This is a genomic window from Actinoplanes sp. NPDC051537, assembly GCF_055586105.1.
On record NZ_JBVJIU010000021.1, the window covers coordinates 146,686 to 166,032 of the forward strand.

A 19,347-nucleotide genomic window follows, 5' to 3' on the forward strand; every position below is an offset into this window, starting at 1 on the left:
CAAGGCCTCCACAAGGCCCTCACGACGCGGGCACGGCAAGTTCCGCGATCACCGAGCGATGGTCGCTGCGGGCGACCGGCTCGACCCGCACATCCCGTACGCCGATGCGCTTGTCGACCAGAACGTGGTCGAGCGTGATCGGCGGCAGGTGCCGGCCCGCGTACGGTCCCCAGGTGCCGAGCAGCCCCGTGCCGGTCGCGTCGGCGGCGTCCCGGTAGCCCTTGCCGATCAGCGTGCGCACGGGCGCGTGGTCGAGGGTCGAGTTGAAGTCGCCGAGCAGAATCGTGGGCTCCTCGTGCGGAGCGGGCTCGGCCGCCAGGTCGTCGCGCCAGTCGGCCAACGCCGAGGTCGCGAACGGTGCGAGGGGATGCGCCGACTCGACGGCGACGGCTCTTGTTCGCACGGGGTGAATGGTGGCGTACGCCTGCATGTTGCCGCCGCGGCCTCGATGCGAGCCGGTTCCCGACATGGGGTAGCGCGCATAGAGGCCCGAGCCCGTGGTGCCGGCCTCGTCGGCGAGCGCGTGGTAGGGCAGCAGCGCGTCGAGGCCGGCGGCGGTGAGCCCCTCGCGGGCGTCGGGCGTGAACTCCTGCACGGCGAGGACGGCCACGTCGTGCTCGCGGACCAGGCGCACGATCGCCGCCGGGTCGGCTCCCCCCACGTACATGTTGATGGTCATGACGGTGAGGCGGACGCCCGAGGCCGGCCCCCGATCGTGATCCGGGAGCGCCCGCGGCAGCACGCACACCGCGAGCAGGACGACCGTCGTCGACGCCACGGTCGCCACCAGCCATTTCCGGGCCAGCAGGGCGAGCAGCAACGGCACGATCGACCAGATCAGCGCGTACGGCGTGAAGGCGATCAGTTGGACGGCTTCGCCGTGCTCGGCCCCGAAGAGACGCACCAGGGCCCAGACCAGCCCGGGCAGCGTCAGCAGCGTGAGCAACGCCGTCCGGGTCGCCCGGCGAACGGGTTTGACCGCGGACGGCGTACTCGTGATCGTCATGAAGTTCCCGGTGTCGGACTACAGTTCCGAGTCCACCAGCTCGCCGATCTCGGCCGCGGTGAGCTCGTCGCGGATCGCCGCGGCGTCGCCCTCCACCACCAAGGTCAGGCCCTTCGGGTGCAGGTACCGCGCGGCGGCCGCCGACACCTGCTCGACGGTCGATTCCAGGTACTGCTTGCGCAGCGTGGGGTAGTAGTCGTCGGGCAGGCCGTGCAGCACCAGCGTGCTGAGCGCCCCCACGATCGCGCCCGGCGTCTGCATCTCGACCGAGAGCTGCCCGGCCCGCCACGAACGGGCGACCGCGAGCTCGTCCTCGGTGACGCCGTCGAGCTGGGTGCGGGCGATCTCGCCGATCGTGTCGGTGATCGCCGGCACGGTCACCGCCGTCTGCACGCCCGCGGCCACCTCGAAGCGGCCGAAGCGCCGGGTCATCGCGTAACTGCCGCGGATGCCGTACGTGTAGCCCTTCACCTCGCGGATCAGATGGTTGAGCCGGGAGGTGAACGCGCCGCCCAGCACCGTGGCGGCGAGCGTCATCGGCACGTAGTCGGGCGTGGCCCGCTCCGGCGCCCGGTGCCCGATCCGCAGCGTGGACTGCACCGAGCCCGGCCGGTCGATCAGGATCGTGCGGCGGCCCTCGCGGACCGGCACGCCGAGCGGGCCGCCGACCGGCAGCGGCTCGCCCGCGGACCCGGCGAAGGCGGCCTCGCCGAGCGCGGTCAGGTCGAGCGTGTCGAGGTCGCCGGCGACCAGCAGCACGCCCGGGCGCACCAGCCACTCCCGGTGGAAGGCGAGCACGTCGTCGACGCTCACCGCGGCCACCGACGTCGGATCACCGTGCAGCGGGCGGCCGTACCTCGGCTCGCTGAACAGGTCGGCGCGCAGGGCGGCGTCGGCGCGGGGGCCGGGCTGGGCCCAGTCCATCCGCAGCGCGGTCACCTCGTCGTCGCGCACCCGGGTCACGTCGGCGGGGTCGAGGCGCGGGGTGCGGGTGGCCTCGGCGGCCAGCCGCACGGCGTCGAGCAGCAGCGGGACCGGCGCCGAGACGCCGACCCGGAACGTGTCCCAGTCGACCGACGCGGACAGCTCGGCGCCGAGGCCCTCCAGCGCGAGCGCGTAGGCGGCCGAGTCGCGCGACTTGGTGCCCTCCTCCAGCGACTTGGCGAGCACGGTGGCGGTGCCCTCGCGGCCGTCGCTCTCGTGCACGGCGCCGGCGTCGAGCATCAGCATCGAGCTGGCCAGAAGCTGGCCGGGCAGGTGGGCGGCGACCACGGTGCCGCCGGCCACGCTCACCCGGCGGATCTCCGGGAACTCGTACGGGCGGGCGGCGCCCGCCTCGGGGCGGTTGGCAACCAGCGTCATGCGTCCTTACCTTCCTTCGCGTCCTTGCCTTCCTTAGCTTCCTTGCCTTCCGGGAGATACGTGAGCGTGACCCGGGACTCGGGCTTCAGGGCGTACGCCGCGGCCTCGGTGACGTCGTCGGCCGTGACCGCCAGCCACTGCGGCAGCCGGTACGCGACCGTGGCCGGATCGCCGAACTGGGTGGCATACCGCCCGAGCGTGTCGGCCCGGCCGCCCACCGTGGACAGCGAGCGCCACCACGCGGTGGTCAGCATCGCCTTGGCCCGGCCCAGCTCCTCCTCGGTCACCGGCTCGGTCACCAGGCTGCCGACCACCTCGGCCAGGCCCGCCTCGAGCTCGTCGACGGGCACGCCGTCCTTGGCCGTCGCCGTGATGATCAGCGGCGCCGGGGCGTGCGCGAGGTCGACCCCGTACGAGCCGATGTAGTCGGGCTGGGCGATCCGCTTGCCGTCGGCCAGGCGCTGGTAGAGCCGGCTGCCCCGGCCGTTGCCGAGAACCGTGGCCAGCACCGTGACCGCGTCGTACCCCTTGGTCCCGAAGGGGTGAGTGCGGTGCGAGAGGTAGAGGCGGGGCGCGGGCACCGCGGCCGTGACCGTCTCGCGCACGGCGGTGGTGGCCGGGCCGGCGAGGTGGCCGTGGGGCGCGGGCGGGATGTCCGAGACCGGCGCGAGCGCCCCGAAGTACTTCTCGGCGAGCTTGCGCACCTCGTCGAAGCTCGCGTCGCCGGCAACCGTGAGCACACAGTTGTTCGGCGCGTAGTACTGCTGATGGAACGCCTTGAACGTCTCCAGGCTCGCCGCGTTCAGGTCCTCCATCGACCCGATCGTGGCGTGGTGGTAGGGATGGCCGGCCGGATAGAGCAGCTCCAGGAGCCGGAGCCAGGCATCGCCGTACGGAACGTTCTCGTACCGCTGCCGGCGCTCGTTCTTGACCACCTCGCGCTGGTTGTCCAGGGTCTCCTGGGTGAGCGCCGGAACCAGGCCGCCCATCCGGTCGGCCTCCAGCCACAGCGCCAGCTCGAGATGCTCGGACGGCATGGTCTCGAAGTAGTTGGTCCGGTCCGGGTTCGTGGTCGCGTTGAGCGAGCCGCCGTTGCCCTGCACCAGGCGCATGTGCTCGGTCTTCTTCACGTGGGCCGAGCCCTCGAACATCAAATGCTCGAAGAGGTGCGCGAACCCGGTCTGTCCCGCCGGTTCGTGCCGGGAGCCCACGTCGTACCACAGGTTGACGCAGACGACCGGTGAGCTCCGGTCCTCGCTGACCACGACCCGGAGGCCGTTAGCCAGTCGCGTGGTTTCGATAGGCCACGGATAGCCGGTGGTGACCGGCGCGCTGGGTGACGTCACCCACCCATACTGCCCCCTAACCCCGTGGCGGCGTCGCCGGTAAGAGTGCATGCTTTGGGCGTGCTTGAGGATCTCCGCGTCAACGACCGCCTGACGATCCCGGCGGCCGAGCTGGCGTGGCGCTTCTCCCGCGCCGGCGGCCCCGGCGGCCAGGGCGTCAACACCACCGACTCCCGGGTCGAGCTGTCCTGGGACCTGACCGGTTCGACCGTGCTCCCGCCGATGCTCAAGGAGCGCGCGGTGGCCCGTCTCGGTCACCGCCTGGTCCACGGCGTGCTGACCATCACGGCCTCGGAGTTCCGCTCCCAGCTGCGCAACCGCGAGGCCGCGGCCGAGCGCCTGGCCGGGCTGGTCGCCTCGGCCGTCGCCGCGCCGCCGAGGGCCCGCCGGGCGACGCGGCCGTCGAAGGGGTCGGTCGAGCGCCGCATCGCCGAGAAGAAGCGCCGCGGCGAGACGAAGCGCAACCGGCGCGCTTCCCCGAACGACTGACGCCCCTTTGCTCTGCTTACCTATACGCGCGGCGGTAGCTCTGCTCACCTATACGCGCGGCGGCAGCTCTGCTTACCCATACGCGCGGCGGTAGCGCTGGCTGCCAGCTCTGCTCACCTATACGTGCCGGTGGCTGCCAGCTCTGCTCACCTATACGTGCCGGTGGCTGTCAGCTCTGCTCACCTATGCGCGCGCTCCTTGACGGTCGGCGCCCGCTAGCGGCGGCGGGCCGCGTCGAAGACGACCGACCACGGGGCCGGGCCCTCGGTGAGGCGCTCGGTGGCGGACGGGGCGGCGAGGATCTCGGTTGCCAGCTCGGCGAAGCGGGCCGCCGCCGGGTGGGCGGTGCGGCGCGGCCAGACCGCGGAGAGCGTATGCACCAGCGGCTCGCCCGAGAGCGGGCGCCACACCACGCGCGGCTCGCGGCGGGCCACCGCCTCGCGCTCGACGGCGACGCCTTGGCCGGCCAGGACCATGCCGAAGAGCAGCTCGGGGCTGCGGGCGTGCCGGACCCGGGACGGGCGGAAGCCATGCTCGGCCAGGATGGCCACGATGCGGTCGTACCAGGCGGGTGCGGCGGCCCGGGGGAACAGCACGAGGCCGTGCCCGGCCAGGTCGGCCGGGTCGATCTCGGGGGAGCGGGCCAGCGGCGCGACCCGCGGGAGCACGACACCCAGCGGCGTGCGGCCGGCCGGGGCGGAGCGCAGGTCGACGAGGTCGATCGGGTGCTGCACCAGGCCGACGTCGAGCCGGGCCGCGGCCAGCGAGTCCAGCTGCTCGGCGGTGGTCAGCTCCTGGAGGTCGACCTCGAGGCCGGGCGCGTCGGCGGCCAGCCGGTCGAGCAGCGCGCCGACCACCGGCGCCGGCGTGTCGGAGGGCACGCCGGCCCGTAGCGTCCCCAGTCCACCGTCGCGGATGGTTCGCATCAGCGTGCGCATCCGTTGCTCGGCGGCCAGCAGGGCGGCCGCCTCGTCGCGCAGCGCCTGGCCGGCCGCGGTGAGCGCGATGCCGCGGGGCTGCCGCTCGAACAGCTCGACCGCCAGCTCCCGCTCCAGCCGCCGGATCGCCTGGCTCAGCGGCGGCTGTGCGATGCCCAGCGCCTCGGCCGCCCGGCTGAAGTGCAGCTCGTCGGCGACCGCCAGGAAGTACCGCAGATGACGGAAGAGATCCACGCCTAGGCTCGCACGGTGCTGAGCGATGTTTTCAAAACCGGCGATGTTTTCAGAACCGGCGACGTATTTGAAACCGGCGGCGTCGAGGGGTGGCTGCACGCCCGGGACGTCGACGACGACCGGTCGATCGGCGTCCGCCCGGACGAGCCGGTGGTGATCAGCTCCATCTTCAAGATCCTCCTGGTGCTGGAGTACGCGCGCCAGGTCGTCGCCGGCACGATCGACCCGGCCGAGCGCGTGCTGTTGCGGGCCGGCGACCGCCTCGGCGGCTGGGGCACCGGCGGCTGCGCCGACGACGTCGAGCTCTCGCTCCGCGACCTTGCCTACTTCAGCATGTCGGTCAGCGACAACACGGCCGCCGACGTGCTGCTGCGCCGGATCGGCCCGGACGTGGTGCCGATCCTCGCCGCCGAGCTCGGCCTCACCCGTACGCGCATCGATGGTGGCCCGCGCGAGATGCTCGCGTCGATGTTCGCCGACGTGGGCGCGCGGGATGCCGCCGAGTTCGCCCGGATCTTCCCGACCCTCGCCGCCGACCAGGTGGAGGCGCTACGCGTGTTCGACCCGCGGCGGACGACGTCGAGCACGCCGGCCGAGATCACCCGGCTGCTCGCGCTGATCTGGCGGGACGCCGCCGGGCCGCCCGCGGCCTGCGCGATGGTCCGGGAGCTGATGGGCCGGCAGATGGCGTGGACCCGGCTCGCGGCCGGATTCCCGCCCGGGGTGCGGGTCTCGGGCAAGACCGGCACGCTGCCCGGCCTGCACATGGAGGCGGGCGTGGCGGAATATCCCGGCGGCGGGCGGTACGCGGTGGCGGTCTTCGTACGCACGCGGGATCTCGCCGCCACCCGGCTCGACGTCGACGTGCTGCTCGGACGGGCCGCCCGGGCCGCGGTCGAGGCGCTGCGCGGCGAGTGACCTGGGGCACTTCGCCGTCGTTCGCCGCCCGGCGTGAGCTGGGCCGATATCCGTTCGCGTATCGCCACCCCGCACGACCGGTCTTGGACGTCGTCGACGAACGGCTGGTTGTCTGGGCCGCGACCACCGACGGGGAGGAACACCAAAATGTCACAAAAAATCGGGCGAAGGGGCTTTCTTCGTACGGCCGCGGCCGGCACCGCGATCGCAGCGGTCCCGGCCTTGCCCGCCGCATCCGCCCGGGCCGCGCGGAAGGGCCCGGCCACCAGGGCGGCGTTCCGCTGGCTGGGCACGTCGGGCTGGCGCGTCGACGTGGCCGGCCGCACACTGCTGATCGACCCGTTCCTGAGCCGCTACCCGACCGGGCTGTTCACCGGCGCGTTCGACCCGGCGACGCCGCTGACCGTCGACACCGCCGCGATCGCCGCCCGGGCCGGCACGCCGGAGACGGTCCTCGTCACGCACACTCATTGGGACCACTTCAACGACGTGCCGCACATCGCCCGCACCACGGGCGCCCGCGTGATCGGGACGCTCACCGCGTACCACCTCGGGATCGCCCTTGATGTTCCGGCCGCGCAGTTGAGTCCGGTCAAGGGCGGGGAGGTGCTCGATTTCGGGGCCTATTCCGTCGAGGTGATCTCGGCGCTGCACAGCCGCAACGCCGCCTATTCGCTGGCGTTTCCGGGCGTCCGCGTGTCGGTGCCCTCGACGCCGGCCACGATCGCCGACCTACCCGAGGGCGACACCCTGGCGTATCAGGTCACCATTGCCGGCGGCGCCTCGGTCTTCTTCATGGGCGCGAGCGATTTCGTCGAGCGCAACCTGCGCGGCCTCCGCCCGGACGTGGCGATGATCGCGGTGCCGGGCTCGACCGCGACGCACGACTACGTGCCGCGGCTGCTGGCCGCGCTCGACCATCCGCCGGTCGTGGTGCCGGTGCATTGGGACAACTTCGAGCGCCCGCTGACCAACCCACCCGCGCAGACCCCGGGCGACGCCGCCAAGCTGGACGGGTTCGTCGCTCAGGTGCGGGCGGTGTCGCCGCGGTCGCGGGTCTTGCGGCCCGAATACGCGACGCCGTACACGTTCTGATCGCCCGGTCGGGCGGTGATGGGGCACCTCGCCTCACCTCACCCCACCCTCGACTGGGTGGGGCCGAGATTAGGGCCCCGGTACGACAACTTCCGCGAGTTGTCCCCAGCCGACGAATTCACCTGATGCGGGACACCACCCGGCAGGCTGGGCACGCCGACATCCCGCGCGAACAGCTCGATGGCCGGACCGGGGAGCCGATCGACCCGGCGGCCCGGGCGGCGCGCCGGGCGATGATCGAGCGAGCCGCGGCTGAGATCGGGCCCGGACGGCTCAGCGCCGGTTGAAGGGGGCCACGGCCTCGCGGCTACGGGCCGTGCCCTCGGGGCCGAGCAGCTCCTCGCACACCCGGATCAGGCGGGTCCGCAACGCGGCCGCCCGGCGGGCGAACTCGCGCTGCCGGGCGACGTACTCCGCCTTGCCCTCGGGGGTTTCGATCTTCACCGGCTCGAAGCCGTACGAGGACAGGTCGTACGGGCTCGCCTGCATGTCCAGCAGGCGGATGTCGGAGGCCAGCGCGAAACAGTCCAGGGCCAGCGCGCCGGGCACGGCCGGGCCCAGCTTCTGCGCCCACTTGTGCACGTCCATCGCGGCGTGCAGGCAGCCGGGCTGGTCGAGGTCCACCTGCGTCGCCCGGGTGGGCTGCAGGCGGTTCAGGCCGACGGCCTCGGGGGTGAAGAAGCGGAACGCGTCGTAGTGCGTGCAGCGGATCGGGTGCTGCTCGACCACGCGGTCGGTCTCGGCCTGGCCCAGGCGCAGCGGCAGCGAGTGGCGGTGCTCGGGGGCGCGGTAGACCATCGCCCACTCGTGCAGGCCGAAGCAGCCGGAGAAGACCGGGCGGGACGACGTGGCCGTGAGCAGGCCGTGGATGTAGCGGACGCTCTCGCCGCGGGCGTGCAGGAACGCGTCCTGGTCGAGCGTGACCACGCCGTCCGGATAGGTCAGGTAGAACTTCCAGCCGGCGTGCTCGGCGACCCCGGACGGCGCGGGCGACAAGCCGGTGCCGATGCCGGGGTGCCAGCGGCGCAGCTGGGCCGGCCGGGTGCCGTAGTAGTCGTAGAGAAAATCCTCGATCGCGTGCTTCTCGCCGGTGGCGCGACGATCGCGGTGGCCCGCGGTCATCCCGTCGGCCCGCTCGGCGTGGGCGCGAGCGAGGGGAATCCAGGTGACCGAGGGCAGCGTCGTGGTGAGCGCCCTCACCTGCTTGATCCCCATCGCATCAGCGTATCCAGCCGATGCGATCAACACGATCACCGTTAGGCGCGAATGAGGTCCGCCACGGCCGCGGGGCCGCCCAAGTCCGGGGCGTTATGGTCGAATTCGGGCGTCACGATGGCCTTCGCGTGCGGCATTCTCTCCGCCAGAACATGCAAAACATCTTGGAGGTACGCCGGGGAGCGCCCCCCGCCGAGGAGCAGCGCCGGGGCGGTGATCGCGGCGTAGCGGCTGCCGTCCGAGTCGAACGAGTGCACGATCCCGAGCTCGGGCCCGACGGTCGGCAGCAGCTCGCGAATCGCCCGCCCCTCGGCCGTGAAGTGCTGCATCGCCCAGACGATCGCGGTCATCGCCGGCCCGCTCGGCATGAGGTCGAGCGCGTGCAGATAGTGGACCATCGCCCGCGCGTCGTGGCCCGCCGCCAGAAGCTCCTCGAACCGGGGCAGCCATTGCCAGGGCAGCGAGCCGTCGATGCTGATCGCCGGCTCGTAGGCGATCACCCGATCGAGGTCGGCCCGCAGCGCCGTGTGCATCGCCACCAGCCCGCCGTAGCTGTGCCCGAAGAGCTGCCGGGCGCCGGTCGCGGAGAGCACGTCGAGCGCGTCGGCGACCTCGAGCTCGAGCCCGTAGGACGCGTCCACCGCCGGGCTCCGGCCGCGCCCTCGTCTTTCGATCACATGCACCGTGTACGCGTCCGACAGCGCCGCCGCCATTGCCGCGTAGTGCCGGGCGCGCCGCGTGGTGCCCGGGATGACGACCAGTCCGGGCCCGCGACCCGTGGTAACAACATCGACAGAAGCCATGCGAAAGAATGTAGTACATCTACTACGACTTTGATACCGTGCTGGACATGGGAGGAATGACTTTGACGGGGGCTCTCGACGTCGGCGCCGGCGCGCCGGCCGATGAGCAGGTCATCGACGTCCGTGATCTGCGGATGCGTTACGGCGCCAAGGACGTGCTCTCCGGCGTCAGCTTCACGGCCCGGCGCGGCGAGGTGCTCGCGCTGCTCGGGCCCAACGGGGCGGGCAAGACCACCACCATCGAGATCCTCGAGGGCTTCCGCATGCGGTCGGCCGGCGAGGTCCGCGTGCTCGGCGTCGACCCGGCGGCGGCCGGCGAGCGCTGGCGGGCCCGCGTCGGCGTGGTGCTGCAGTCCTGGCGCGACCATGGCAAGTGGCGGGTCCGCGAGCTGCTCAAGCACCTGGGCACCTATTACGCGCGGTATTCGACCGACCGGATCGCCCGCCCGTGGCCGGTCGACGACCTGCTCGACGTCGTCGGCCTCACCGAGCAGGCGAACCAGCGGGTCATGCGGCTCTCCGGCGGCCAGCGCCGGCGGCTCGACGTGGCGATCGGCATCGTCGGCCGGCCCGAGCTGCTCTTCCTCGACGAGCCCACGGTCGGCTTCGACCCGGCGGCGCGGCGCGAGTTCCACGACCTGGTCCACCGGCTGACCGATGTGGACGACACCACGATCCTGCTCACCACCCACGACCTCGACGAGGCGGAGAAGCTGGCCGACCGCATCGTGATCCTGTCCGGCGGACTGATCATCGCGAACGGCTCGGCCGACGAGCTGGCCCGGCGGGTGGCCGGCGACGCCGAGATCCGCTGGACCCGCGACGGGCAGCGGTTCGTCCACTCCGCCCAGGACGCGACCTCGTTCGTCCGGCAGCTCTTCGTGCAGTACGGCGAGGACATCGGTGACCTCGAGGTGCGGCGCAACAGCCTGGAGGACACGTACATGAAGCTGGTCCTGACCACCGAGGGGGGCACCCAATGATCAACGCCCTGCGCGCCGGGCTCGCCCGCGGCGGGATCGAGCTGAGGCAGACGCTGACCAACTCGACCGATCTGTGGACGTACCTCTTCCCCGCCGTTCTGCTGCTCGGAACGATCTTTTTCATGCGGGACGCCCACGTGCCCGGCACCACGTTCTCGCTCGGGGCCCGGACGCTGCCCAGCATCCTCGGGATGGGGCTCGCCTTCGGTGGCCTCATGACCGTCTCGCAGCAGCTCATCGTCGAGCGCGAGGACGGCACGCTGCTGCGGGCCAAGGCCACGCCGCACGGGATGAGCGGTTACCTGATCGGCAAGGCGGTGCTGGTCGGCGGGATGACCCTGCTCAGCCTGATCATCCAGCTGGTGCCCGGGGTCCTGCTGGTCGACGGCCTGCACGTGAGCGCGACCGGCTGGCTGGTGCTGGCCTGGCTAGTACCGCTGGCGTTCCTGTCCACGATGCCGATCGGCGCCGTGCTCGGCTCGCTGTTCGAGAACCCGCGCAACATCGGCCTCCTGGTCCTGCCGATCTTCGGGCTGGTGGCGATCTCCGGCATCTTCTACCCGATCACCGCGATGCCCGGCTGGCTGCAAGGGATCGCGCAGGTGTTCCCGATGTACTGGCTGGGGTTGGGCATGCGCTCGGTGTTCCTGCCCGACTCGCTGGCCTCGGTGGAGCTCACGCATTCCTGGCGGCATCTCGAGACGTTCGGCGTGCTCGCCTTCTGGACGGTGCTGGGGCTGACCCTGGCGCCGGTGATCCTGCGGCGCATGGCCCGCCGCGAGTCCGGCTCGGCGGTCGCGGCGCGTCGCGAGCGCGCGTTGGCGTCGGTCAACCGTTGAGGAACCTATGAGCAGCGAGGTCACGTACAACCGGATCGCGATGCTGCGCGCCGAGCGCGGCATCTCACGGCGGCAACTCGCCGACGCCCTGGGCGTCCACTACCAGACGGTGGGCTACCTGGAGCGCGGCGAGTTCAGCCCCAGCCTTCACCTGGCATTGCGGATCTGCTCGTACTTCGAGGTCCCGGTCGAGGTCGTCTTCTCGCTCGATCCGTTCCCACGGCTGGGCGCGGAGTCGAACGGCGCCTCGAGACCGGCGTAGATTTCGGGAGAGGTTTCTAGGAGATGGGATTCTTCCGTGCGTTTCGCCCGTTTTGTCCATGCTGGCGGTGTCTCGTTCGGCGTCGTCGAGGGTGACGGCTCGACCGGTCTCACGATCGCCGAGATCGGCTCCCTGCCGTTCGAGAAGGTCCAGTTCACCGGTCAGCGCTGGGCGCTCGCCGACGTACGCCTGCTCGCGCCGATCTTCTCCAGCAAGGTGATCGGCATCGGCCGCAACTACGCCGACCACGCCGCCGAGTTCGGCAACGAGGTCCCCAAGGAGCCGCTGATCTTCATCAAGCCCTCCACCTCGGTGATCGGGCCGAACGACGCGATCCGGCTGCCCCCGCAGTCGCAGCGGGTCGAGGAGGAGGCCGAGCTGGCCGTGGTGATCGGCGCGACCGGCGCCCGCCGGGTCGACCGGGCCGGCGCCGAGCGGGCGATCTTCGGTTACACGATCGGCAACGACGTCACCGCGCGGGACCTCCAGCGGGCCGACAAGACGTGGACCCGGGGCAAGGGCTTCGACTCGTTCTGCCCGATCGGCCCGTGGATCGTCACCGACCTCGACGTGAGCGACCTCGAGATCCGCTGCGAGGTGGGCCGCAACCCCGACACCATGGAGGTGCGCCAGATCGGCCGCACCAAGGACATGGTGTTCGACATCCCGACCCTGGTCTCGTACGTGTCGCACGTCATGACGCTGCTGCCCGGCGACATCATCCTCACCGGCACACCCGCCGGGGTGAGTGAGCTCACCGCCGGCGACACCTGCTCGATCGCCATCCAGGGCATCGGCGAGCTGCGCAACCCGGTGGTGTCGCTGGAGTGACGAAGATCCTGGTCACCGGCGCCACGGGGAACATCGGCCGGATGGTCGTGGACGAGTTGCTGGCCCTGGGCGCCCCCGATGTGCGGGCGCTGACCGTCGACCCCGTCAAGGCCGCGCTGCCGGACGGGGTCGAAGTCGCCCACGGGTTCCTGGGCCGCCCGTCGACGCTCCCCGAGGCGTACGCCGGCGTGGATGTGCTTTATCTGGCCCCGCACCTGCCGACGGTGACCGAGGCGTGCCGGCTGGCCGCCGAGGCCGGGATCGGCCGCATCGTCGACCTGGCCGGGCCGAAAGGCGGTCCGTGGCAGGCGGTGGAGGACGCGGTCGAGGCCAGCGGCGTGCCCTTCACCCACCTCGAGCCGGGCGAGTTCATGAGCAACGCGACGCTGTGGGCGCGGCAGATCCGCGCCGGCGACGAGGTGCTCGACGTCTTCGCCGAGGCGACCAACGCCCCGATCGCGATGGAGGACGTCGCCGCGGTCGCCGCCCGGGTGCTTCTCGCCGACGGGTTCGATGGGTGCTCGCTCGAGCTGACCGGTCCCGAGGCGCTCAGCCGCCGCCGCAAGGTGGAGATCATCGGGGTGGCCCTGGGGCGTGAGCTTCGTTACGTCGAGTTACCGCGCGACGAGGCGATCGAGGAACTCACCGCCGACCTCGGCGATCATGCGGCCTGGTACGTCGACGGCCAGCAGATGCTTCTCGAGCACCCCCAGGCGGCCGTCCCGACGGTGGCCGAATTGACGGGCCGACCTGCGACAACGTTCCTGGAGTGGGTGCGCGCGCACGCGGATCTGTTCAAGAACGGGTAACCCGATTTGTTGGGCCCGGACCGGTCAGGTAGAGTTCTCTTTCGGCGCGGCAAGCCGGGCCAAATGGGGTATGGGGTAATTGGCAGCCCGACTGATTCTGGTTCAGTTAGTCTAGGTTCGAGTCCTGGTACCCCAGCGCTACCGTTCCCGCAGAGGATGGTGGTGCTGGACTTCTGATAGAGTTCGGCCCGCCGCTGAGCGAGAGCGAAGCGAAGAAAGTAGTGCAAAGCAAGTCCTGGCCCCGTCGTCTAGCGGCCTAGGACGCCGCCCTCTCAAGGCGGTAGCGAGGGTTCGAATCCCTTCGGGGCTACATTCAGGATGACCCTGCCCACGGACTGCGTGGGTGGGGTCATTTCGCATTTCTGCCCGGGGGCCGAGCCCCCGGACCCCCACGGTTCGGTGGTCGCGCTGGGGGCGTGCCTCCGGCGGGTCGGTGGTTGCGCTGGGGGCGTGCCTCCGGCGGGTCGGTGGTCGCGCTGCGTCGGGCGCTCGCGGGTCAGTGGTCGCGCTGGGTCGGGGCGCTCGCGGGTCGGTGGTCGCGCGGGGGGCGTCGGGGGCGAATACTCGCGGGGTGACGGATATCAATGTGCGTCGAGTCGACCTTGGGTACTTCATTCGGCCGGCGGGTGAGACCGGCACGGGGCAGCCCAGGGTCGAGCCGGTGCTGGGCTATCTGATCGACCATCCGCTCGGTCGGCTGCTCGTCGACACCGGGATGGGACGCCACCCCGAGGTCGACGCGCACTACCGGCCCCGGCGGGTGCCGCTTGCGACGGCTCTCGTCGAATCGGGGGCCAAGCTGGACGAGATCGACTACGTGGTGAACTGCCATCTGCACTTCGACCACTGCGGCGGCAATCCGCTGCTGGCCGGGCGGCCGGTGTTCACCCAGCGGGCCGAGCTCGCGCTCGCGCGCGGCGCCGATCACACGCTGCCCGAGCTGGTCGACCATCCGGGGGCGCGTTACGAGGAGCTGGACGGCGAGGCCGAGATTCTGCCCGGCGTCGTGATCCTGCCGACGCCGGGGCACACCGCGGGACACCAGTCGGTGGTGGTGACCCGCGCCGACGGCACCATCGTCGTGGCCGGACAGAGCCACGACAACGCGACGCTCTTCACCGGTGACGTGCTCGCCCAGCACTCCGGCGTCGGCCACTATCCGGCCTGGCTGCACCGGATTCTGGCGTTCGACCCCAAGCGGGTCGTCTTCGCTCACGACAACGCGGTCTGGACCCCGGGCACCAGCCAGGTCAGCGCGCCCTGAGGGAACGCCGCGGAGATCTCGGCCCGGCCCTCGTGGAAGTGCGACCAGCCCTCGTAGTGCACCGGCACGATCCGGCGCGGCTTGACCTGCGCGCAGAGCCGCACGGCGTCCCGGCCGGTCATGGTGAAGCGGGCCGGGCCGGTGAGGCCGAACTGCACCTTGCCCAGGTGCAGGATCGCGGTGTCCACGTCGAACCGGTCGGCCACCTCGAGCACGCCCGGGAAGACGACCGTGTCACCGGAGATCCAGATGGTCTTGCCGGCCGGCGAGACGGCCGACGAGAGGGCGAAACCGGTCGTCGGCCCGACGATCGGCACCGCCCAGGCCGGCCCGTGCCGCGACGGCGTCGCGGTGATCTCGATCGGGCCGATCTTCGTCGACTCCCAGGGGGCGAGGCCGGTGGCGCCGAGCCGCCGCGCCCCCACCGGCGTCGTGACCACCACCGGCACCGACGACAGCAGGGCCCGCCCGGAGTCGTCCAGGTTGTCGGCGTGCTGGTCGTGGGTCAGCAGCACCCCGTCGAGCGGGCCCAGCGCGGACGCCGGCACGGCCGGGCCGGCGGTCTTGCGCGACGACGTCCCCCAGCCGAACGAGTACCTCCGGCCGGGGGCGTCGAACGTCGGATCGACCAGCAGCCGTACCCCGTCGAGCTCGAGGAGCGTGGTCGGGCCGCCGATGTGGGTGATCCTCAGCGCGCGTGTGTCAGCGCCCACTCGAGCACCTCGTCGGCGATCTGCTCCCAGCCCTTCTGCGCCGGCAGCAGGTGGGCGTAGCCGGCGTACTCCCGGCGCTCGGTGACGGTGTTCGACTTGTAGTGCTTGCAGTTCGACTCCTGCACCGCCGGCGGCATGATGTGGTCCTCGGACCCGGAGACGAACAGCAGCGGCGCCCGGTTGTCGTTGTGGTAGTCCACCCACGTGTCCTGGTGGCCGGGCTGGAAGTTGGCCAGCACGCCGCCCCACAGGATGCCGCCGCTGGCCGGGATCGCGTAGCGCTCGTACAGCCGCCGCGCCTCGTCGTCGTCGAACGTGTTGGTGAAGGCGTACTTCCACTCCTCGAAGGTGAGCGGGATCGCCTTGTGCCGGTTGGCCGGGCTCTTCAGCACCGGGAACGTGGACTTCAGCTGGGACAGCGGCACCACCCGGACGCCCTCGGTCGGCGCCGAGTTCATGGCCACGCCGGCCACGCCGAGCCCGTGGTCCAGCAGGATCTGGGTGAACGCGCCGCCCGCCGAGTGCCCGATGATGACCGGCGGCTCGGGCAGGGCGCGGATCGACTCCTCGAAATGGGCGATGATCTGCGGCACGGTGACGTTCAGGACCGGCGCCGGGTCGGCGTTGAGGGCCTCGACCTCGACCTCGAACCCCGGGTAGGCAGGCGCGATGACCTGGTGGCCCTTGGCCTCGTAGTGGGCTTTCCAGTTCTCCCAGCTGCGCGGGGTCACCCAGAACCCGTGCACCAGAACGATCGGTTTCATGGCCCGATCCTGCGGGGAGCGCGTCCACACCCGAATCACGCGTGACGCGTAGTCACTCGTGCAAACTCCCGCGTAGCTGCCGCCGCGACCGCACGCCGAGCTTCCGGTACACCTTGCGCAGGTGATAGTCGACGGTGCTCGCGCTCAGGTACAGGTGGGCCGCGATCTCGGCGTTGGTGCCACCATCCCGGGCCAGGCGGGCAACGGCGGCCTCCTGCGGGGTCAGGGCCGTTTCATCGGGATCCCGTACGGTGACCCGCACCGTCCCGCCGAGGGCGAGCATCTCGTTGCGGGTCCGTGCGGCGAACGCCTCGGCCCGCACCTCCTCGAACATCGCGAGCGCGACGGCGAGCTGGTCCCGGGCGTCCCGGCGGCGGCGCTGCCGGCGCAGCCACTCGCCGTAGAGCAGCCGGGCCCGGGCCAGGTCGGCGTGGCCGAGCCCGCCGTCCAGTTGCTCGATCGCGAGCCGGTAGTGGGCCTCGGCCTCGCTGCGGTCGGCGAGCAGGGCCCGGGAACGTTCCAGGAGCCCGGTGGCGCGCGGGGAGTCGCAGGCGCCGGCGGCCAGGGTCAGGTCGGCCAGCGCGAGCTTGGCCGTGCGCCGGTCGCCCGCGCGCAGGGCGGCCTCGACCAGGTCGGGCAGCGCGACGGCGTAGCGGCCCGGACGGCCCAGCTCGGTCAGGCCCGCGACACCCTGAGCGGCCGCCGCGTACCGGCCCTCGGCGTTGTCCAGCACCGCCAGGCTGAACCGGGTCCACCCGTGCAGGCCGCCGAGGCCGAGCGTCTCGAAGACGTCGAGGGCGCCCCGCACCGGCTCCCGGACGCCCGGTTCGGCCCGCCACAGCACCAGCTCCGGGTGGCGCCACACCAGTTCCTGGTCGGCGGTCATGCCGATCGCCCGGCGCAGCCGCTGGCCGGCCGCGTCGTGCCGGTCGGCCTCGGTCAGCCGGCCCAGCACCGTCTCGGTCATCACCGCCAGGTAGTGCACGAGGTCGAGGGTGTGCAGCGCGCCGGTGCGCCGGGCGGCGTCGCCGGCCCGGGCCAGCAACCGCTGCTTGGTCACGTCGTCCCAGACCAGGGTGCAGAAGTTGACGCCGACCACGATGCGGGCCAGCAGCGTCTCCTCGGGCAGGCCGGGATCGGCGATCGCGTCGATCGCCCGGCGCAGCGCGGGAACGCCGTCGGAGTAACCGCCGAGCGTGAACGCCGCGTACCCGGCCAGGATCAGCTCGTCCAGACTCGACGGGCGCTCGCCGGCCAGCGTGGCGGCGGTGGCCGCGACCTCCGGCTCGCTCACGTAGGAGAGGTGCTCGGCGCCGGTGATGTGCTCGATGGCCTGCACGACGGCGCGGCGGGCCCGGTCCCGGTCGTCCCCGAACGCGGCGGCCGCGGCCAGGCAGCGGGCCGCCCCGAGCCACTGCCCGTCCGGCACGGCGGTGTTGACCTCGGCCAGCGCCCGGGTCATCAGCGCCGAGCCGCACGCCGGCCCGGGCAGGCCCGGCACGTCGACGGCGTCGAGCAGCCGCAACGCCCGGCCGTAGGCCCCGGCCGCGAGCGCCGCCTCGGCCGCGCGCACCTGGCGTACGGCCCGGGCCACCGGTTCCGGCGTGAGCTCGGCCGAGCGGGTCAGGAACGTGGCGCGGGCGGTGTGCCCGCCGCGGGCCGCGGCCCGGTCGGCGCGCAGCTCCAGCTCGGCCGCGACCGCCTCGTCCGGCCCGTCGGCGGCGGCCGCGAGGTGCCAGGCGCGCCGGTCGGCCTCGGCGCCGCCGGTGATGACGGCGGCCAGCGCCCGGTGCGCGGCCCGGCGTTCGGCGGGCGCCGCGTGGCCGTAGACGGCCGACCGCACCAGCGGATGCCGGAACGTCACCGCCGGCGAGCCGTCGATCAGGTGGTCGGCCTCGGCCGGCGCGGCGTCCGGCGGCCGGGCGCCGAGCAGCTCGCCGGCCGCGACCAGATGTCCGGGGTCGCCGCCGGCGTCGGCGGCGGCCAGCAGCAGCCAGGTCCGCGTCGCCGCCGGATAGGCCCGGATCCGGGCCGCGTAGTGCGCCTCCAGGCGGCTGCCGATCGGCGCCGGGTCGGGCAGCGGCGCGCTGCCGCCGAGTTGTTCGGCGGTGAGCTCGCGGCCGAGGTCGGTGAGCGCGAGCGGATTGCCGCCGGTGGCCCGCGCGATGTGCACGGCCAGCGAAGGGTCGACCGGGGTGTCCACGACGTCGGTCAGCAGGGCGGCGGCGGCTTCGGGGTCCAGGCCGAGGATCTCCCGTTCGGCGACGCCGGCGAGCAGAGCCGGGACGTCATGGTCGGCGGCGGGGCCGGTGCGCAGGCCGAACAGCAGCACCAGGCCCTCGGCGTGCAGGCGGCGGGCCACGAACGCCAGCGCCCGCAGGGATTCCCGGTCGAGCCACTGGCAGTCGTCGGCGACCAGCAGCCGCGGCGACTCGGCGAGCAGGGTGAGCGCGGCCAGGCTCACCAGGTAGAGGTCGGGCGGCGGGCCGTCGGCCAGGCCGCACGCCACCTCGAGGGCGACGCGCTGACCGGGCGGCAGACGGTCGCGGCCGGCGAGCAACGGGATCAGCAGGCGGTGCAGAGCCGCGTACGGGAAATCGGACTCGGCCTCGACTCCGCTCACCCACAGGGCCCCGGGCGCGGCGCTCTCCGCGTACCGCAGCAATGCGGTCTTGCCGACGCCGGCCTCGCCGCGCAGCACCAGGCTCGCGCTGCGCCCGCCTCGCGCCCCGGTCAGAAGCGCGTCGAGCGCGGCGCAATCCGCCTCACGCCCGAAGAGTCGCACGAAGTTACAAGCCCGAGAGGCGCTGACCCGCGCGCACCACGGCCATCGCGTGCCGCTCGCCGGGACGCCGGCCCAGACGCTCGATCGGACCGCTTATCGAGATGGCGGCGATCACCCGGCCGGTGCGGTCGCGGATCGGCGCCGAGACACTCGCCACACCGGGCTCGCGCTCGGCGACGCTCTGCGCCCAGCCCCGGCGGCGCACCTCGGCCAGCGTGCGCCCGGTGAACTTGCAACGCGGCAGCAGCGGCATGACCGCCTCCGGCGGCTCCCACGCGAGCAGGATCTGGGCGGCCGAGCCGGCCGTCATCGGCAGCACCGATCCGACCGGGACGGTGTCGCGCAGGCCGCTCGCGCGCTCGGCCGCGGCCACGCAGATGCGCTCGTCGGCGCGGCGCAGGTAGAGCTGGGCGCTCTCGCCGGTCGCGTCCCGCAATGCGGAAAGAAGGGGCTCGGCCGCGGTCAGCAACACGTCCGGCGCGGCGTTCGCCAGCTCGCCGAGACGGGGGCCCGGCCGCCAGCGTCCCTGGGTGTCCCGGACCAGCATCCGGTGGATCTCCAGGGCCTGGGCCAGGCGATGTGCGGTCGCCCGCGGAAGCTTCGTACGGTCGACCAACTCAGCCAGGCTGGCGCCGTCGACACACGCCGCGAGGATGACTACCGCCTTGTCGAGAACGCCGACACCGCTCAT

The 19,347-nt window shown here is 72.4% G+C and carries 20 protein-coding genes and 2 tRNA genes; 12 read left to right on the top strand and 10 right to left on the bottom strand.

Annotated features, from left to right (window positions below; all coding sequences use genetic code 11):
• Window positions 1–19: 19 nt before the first annotated feature.
• From ACZ6TB_RS40060 to ACZ6TB_RS40070, 3 genes are read right to left on the bottom strand one after another with little or no spacing between them, the layout of a single operon-like run.
• Window positions 20–1,006 carry an endonuclease/exonuclease/phosphatase family protein gene (locus ACZ6TB_RS40060; RefSeq protein ID WP_465564171.1) on the bottom strand — a complete coding sequence of 329 codons (987 nt, stop codon included), beginning with the start codon at window positions 1,004–1,006 and terminating at the stop codon, window positions 20–22.
• An 18-nt stretch (window positions 1,007–1,024) separates the two neighbouring features.
• Window positions 1,025–2,368 (bottom strand): M16 family metallopeptidase, encoded by a 1,344-nt coding sequence (locus ACZ6TB_RS40065; RefSeq protein ID WP_465564173.1) that lies wholly within the window; start codon window positions 2,366–2,368, stop codon window positions 1,025–1,027.
• Window positions 2,365–3,714: a M16 family metallopeptidase gene (locus tag ACZ6TB_RS40070; protein WP_465564176.1), complete on the bottom strand. Its 1,350-nt coding sequence runs from the start codon at window positions 3,712–3,714 to the stop codon at window positions 2,365–2,367. The genes ACZ6TB_RS40065 and ACZ6TB_RS40070 overlap by 4 nt, the downstream gene beginning before the upstream one ends.
• Before the next feature lie 60 nt (window positions 3,715–3,774).
• Here ACZ6TB_RS40070 and arfB point away from each other — a divergent pair, with 60 nt between their 5' ends.
• On the top strand, window positions 3,775–4,203 hold the full coding sequence (arfB, locus tag ACZ6TB_RS40075) for an alternative ribosome rescue aminoacyl-tRNA hydrolase ArfB (protein WP_465564179.1): 429 nt from the start codon (window positions 3,775–3,777) through the stop codon (window positions 4,201–4,203).
• Between the two features lie 215 nt (window positions 4,204–4,418).
• Here arfB and ACZ6TB_RS40080 read toward each other — a convergent pair whose 3' ends face one another.
• On the bottom strand, window positions 4,419–5,375 hold the full coding sequence (locus tag ACZ6TB_RS40080) for a LysR family transcriptional regulator (protein ID WP_465564182.1): 957 nt from the start codon (window positions 5,373–5,375) through the stop codon (window positions 4,419–4,421).
• 15 nt (window positions 5,376–5,390) lie between these two features.
• Between ACZ6TB_RS40080 and ACZ6TB_RS40085 the strand changes: the two genes are divergently transcribed.
• The 3 genes from ACZ6TB_RS40085 to ACZ6TB_RS40095 all read left to right on the top strand — a co-directional run bounded on the left by ACZ6TB_RS40085 (window position 5,391) and on the right by ACZ6TB_RS40095 (window position 7,675).
• Window positions 5,391–6,293, top strand: coding sequence for a serine hydrolase (locus ACZ6TB_RS40085; RefSeq protein ID WP_465564185.1), 903 nt, complete (start codon window positions 5,391–5,393; stop codon window positions 6,291–6,293).
• A 222-nt stretch (window positions 6,294–6,515) separates the two neighbouring features.
• Window positions 6,516–7,388, top strand: coding sequence for an MBL fold metallo-hydrolase (locus ACZ6TB_RS40090; protein ID WP_465564187.1), 873 nt, complete (start codon window positions 6,516–6,518; stop codon window positions 7,386–7,388).
• Between the two features lie 125 nt (window positions 7,389–7,513).
• A complete protein-coding gene (locus tag ACZ6TB_RS40095) occupies window positions 7,514–7,675 on the top strand; it encodes a hypothetical protein (RefSeq protein ID WP_465564189.1) in 162 nt (53 codons plus the stop codon).
• Here ACZ6TB_RS40095 and ACZ6TB_RS40100 read toward each other — a convergent pair.
• A complete protein-coding gene (locus ACZ6TB_RS40100; RefSeq protein ID WP_465564191.1) occupies window positions 7,662–8,603 on the bottom strand; it encodes a 3-methyladenine DNA glycosylase in 942 nt (313 codons plus the stop codon). The two genes, ACZ6TB_RS40095 and ACZ6TB_RS40100, sit on opposite strands and share 14 nt — an antisense overlap.
• 41 nt (window positions 8,604–8,644) lie before the next feature.
• Entirely contained in the window at window positions 8,645–9,406 is a 762-nt protein-coding gene (locus ACZ6TB_RS40105; protein WP_465564192.1) for an alpha/beta fold hydrolase, read from the bottom strand.
• 47 nt (window positions 9,407–9,453) lie between these two features.
• Between ACZ6TB_RS40105 and ACZ6TB_RS40110 the strand changes: the two genes are divergently transcribed.
• The 8 genes from ACZ6TB_RS40110 (at window position 9,454) to ACZ6TB_RS40145 (ending at window position 14,394) form a co-directional block, all read left to right on the top strand.
• Window positions 9,454–10,389 (top strand): ABC transporter ATP-binding protein, encoded by a 936-nt coding sequence (locus tag ACZ6TB_RS40110; RefSeq protein ID WP_465564194.1) that lies wholly within the window; start codon window positions 9,454–9,456, stop codon window positions 10,387–10,389.
• Window positions 10,386–11,228 carry an ABC transporter permease gene (locus tag ACZ6TB_RS40115; RefSeq protein WP_465564197.1) on the top strand — a complete coding sequence of 281 codons (843 nt, stop codon included), beginning with the start codon at window positions 10,386–10,388 and terminating at the stop codon, window positions 11,226–11,228. The genes ACZ6TB_RS40110 and ACZ6TB_RS40115 overlap by 4 nt, the downstream gene beginning before the upstream one ends.
• 7 nt (window positions 11,229–11,235) lie before the next feature.
• Window positions 11,236–11,490, top strand: a complete 255-nt coding sequence (locus tag ACZ6TB_RS40120; RefSeq protein WP_465564200.1) for a helix-turn-helix transcriptional regulator — start codon at window positions 11,236–11,238, stop codon at window positions 11,488–11,490.
• Window positions 11,491–11,526: 36 nt separating this feature from the next.
• The gene (locus tag ACZ6TB_RS40125) at window positions 11,527–12,321 is read left to right on the top strand and encodes a fumarylacetoacetate hydrolase family protein (RefSeq protein WP_465564203.1); all 795 of its coding nucleotides are present in this window, start codon (window positions 11,527–11,529) and stop codon (window positions 12,319–12,321) included.
• Window positions 12,318–13,130, top strand: coding sequence for an NAD(P)H-binding protein (locus ACZ6TB_RS40130; RefSeq protein WP_465564205.1), 813 nt, complete (start codon window positions 12,318–12,320; stop codon window positions 13,128–13,130). The genes ACZ6TB_RS40125 and ACZ6TB_RS40130 overlap by 4 nt, the downstream gene beginning before the upstream one ends.
• Before the next feature lie 64 nt (window positions 13,131–13,194).
• Window positions 13,195–13,266: transfer RNA gene (locus ACZ6TB_RS40135), tRNA-Gln, on the top strand.
• A 101-nt stretch (window positions 13,267–13,367) separates the two neighbouring features.
• Window positions 13,368–13,440 (top strand) — tRNA-Glu (locus tag ACZ6TB_RS40140).
• 270 nt (window positions 13,441–13,710) lie between these two features.
• The gene (locus ACZ6TB_RS40145) at window positions 13,711–14,394 is read left to right on the top strand and encodes an N-acyl homoserine lactonase family protein (protein ID WP_465564317.1); all 684 of its coding nucleotides are present in this window, start codon (window positions 13,711–13,713) and stop codon (window positions 14,392–14,394) included.
• Here the strand turns inward: ACZ6TB_RS40145 and ACZ6TB_RS40150 are convergent.
• The 4 genes from ACZ6TB_RS40150 to ACZ6TB_RS40165 are packed head-to-tail and all read right to left on the bottom strand — an operon-like array spanning window position 14,343 to window position 19,347.
• On the bottom strand, window positions 14,343–15,107 hold the full coding sequence (locus ACZ6TB_RS40150) for an MBL fold metallo-hydrolase (protein WP_465564208.1): 765 nt from the start codon (window positions 15,105–15,107) through the stop codon (window positions 14,343–14,345). The two genes, ACZ6TB_RS40145 and ACZ6TB_RS40150, sit on opposite strands and share 52 nt — an antisense overlap.
• On the bottom strand, window positions 15,083–15,871 hold the full coding sequence (locus tag ACZ6TB_RS40155; RefSeq protein WP_465564211.1) for an alpha/beta hydrolase: 789 nt from the start codon (window positions 15,869–15,871) through the stop codon (window positions 15,083–15,085). The genes ACZ6TB_RS40150 and ACZ6TB_RS40155 overlap by 25 nt, the downstream gene beginning before the upstream one ends.
• Before the next feature lie 52 nt (window positions 15,872–15,923).
• Entirely contained in the window at window positions 15,924–18,656 is a 2,733-nt protein-coding gene (locus tag ACZ6TB_RS40160) for an AAA family ATPase (RefSeq protein ID WP_465564213.1), read from the bottom strand.
• 4 nt (window positions 18,657–18,660) lie between these two features.
• Window positions 18,661–19,347: an IclR family transcriptional regulator gene (locus ACZ6TB_RS40165; RefSeq protein WP_465564216.1), complete on the bottom strand. Its 687-nt coding sequence runs from the start codon at window positions 19,345–19,347 to the stop codon at window positions 18,661–18,663.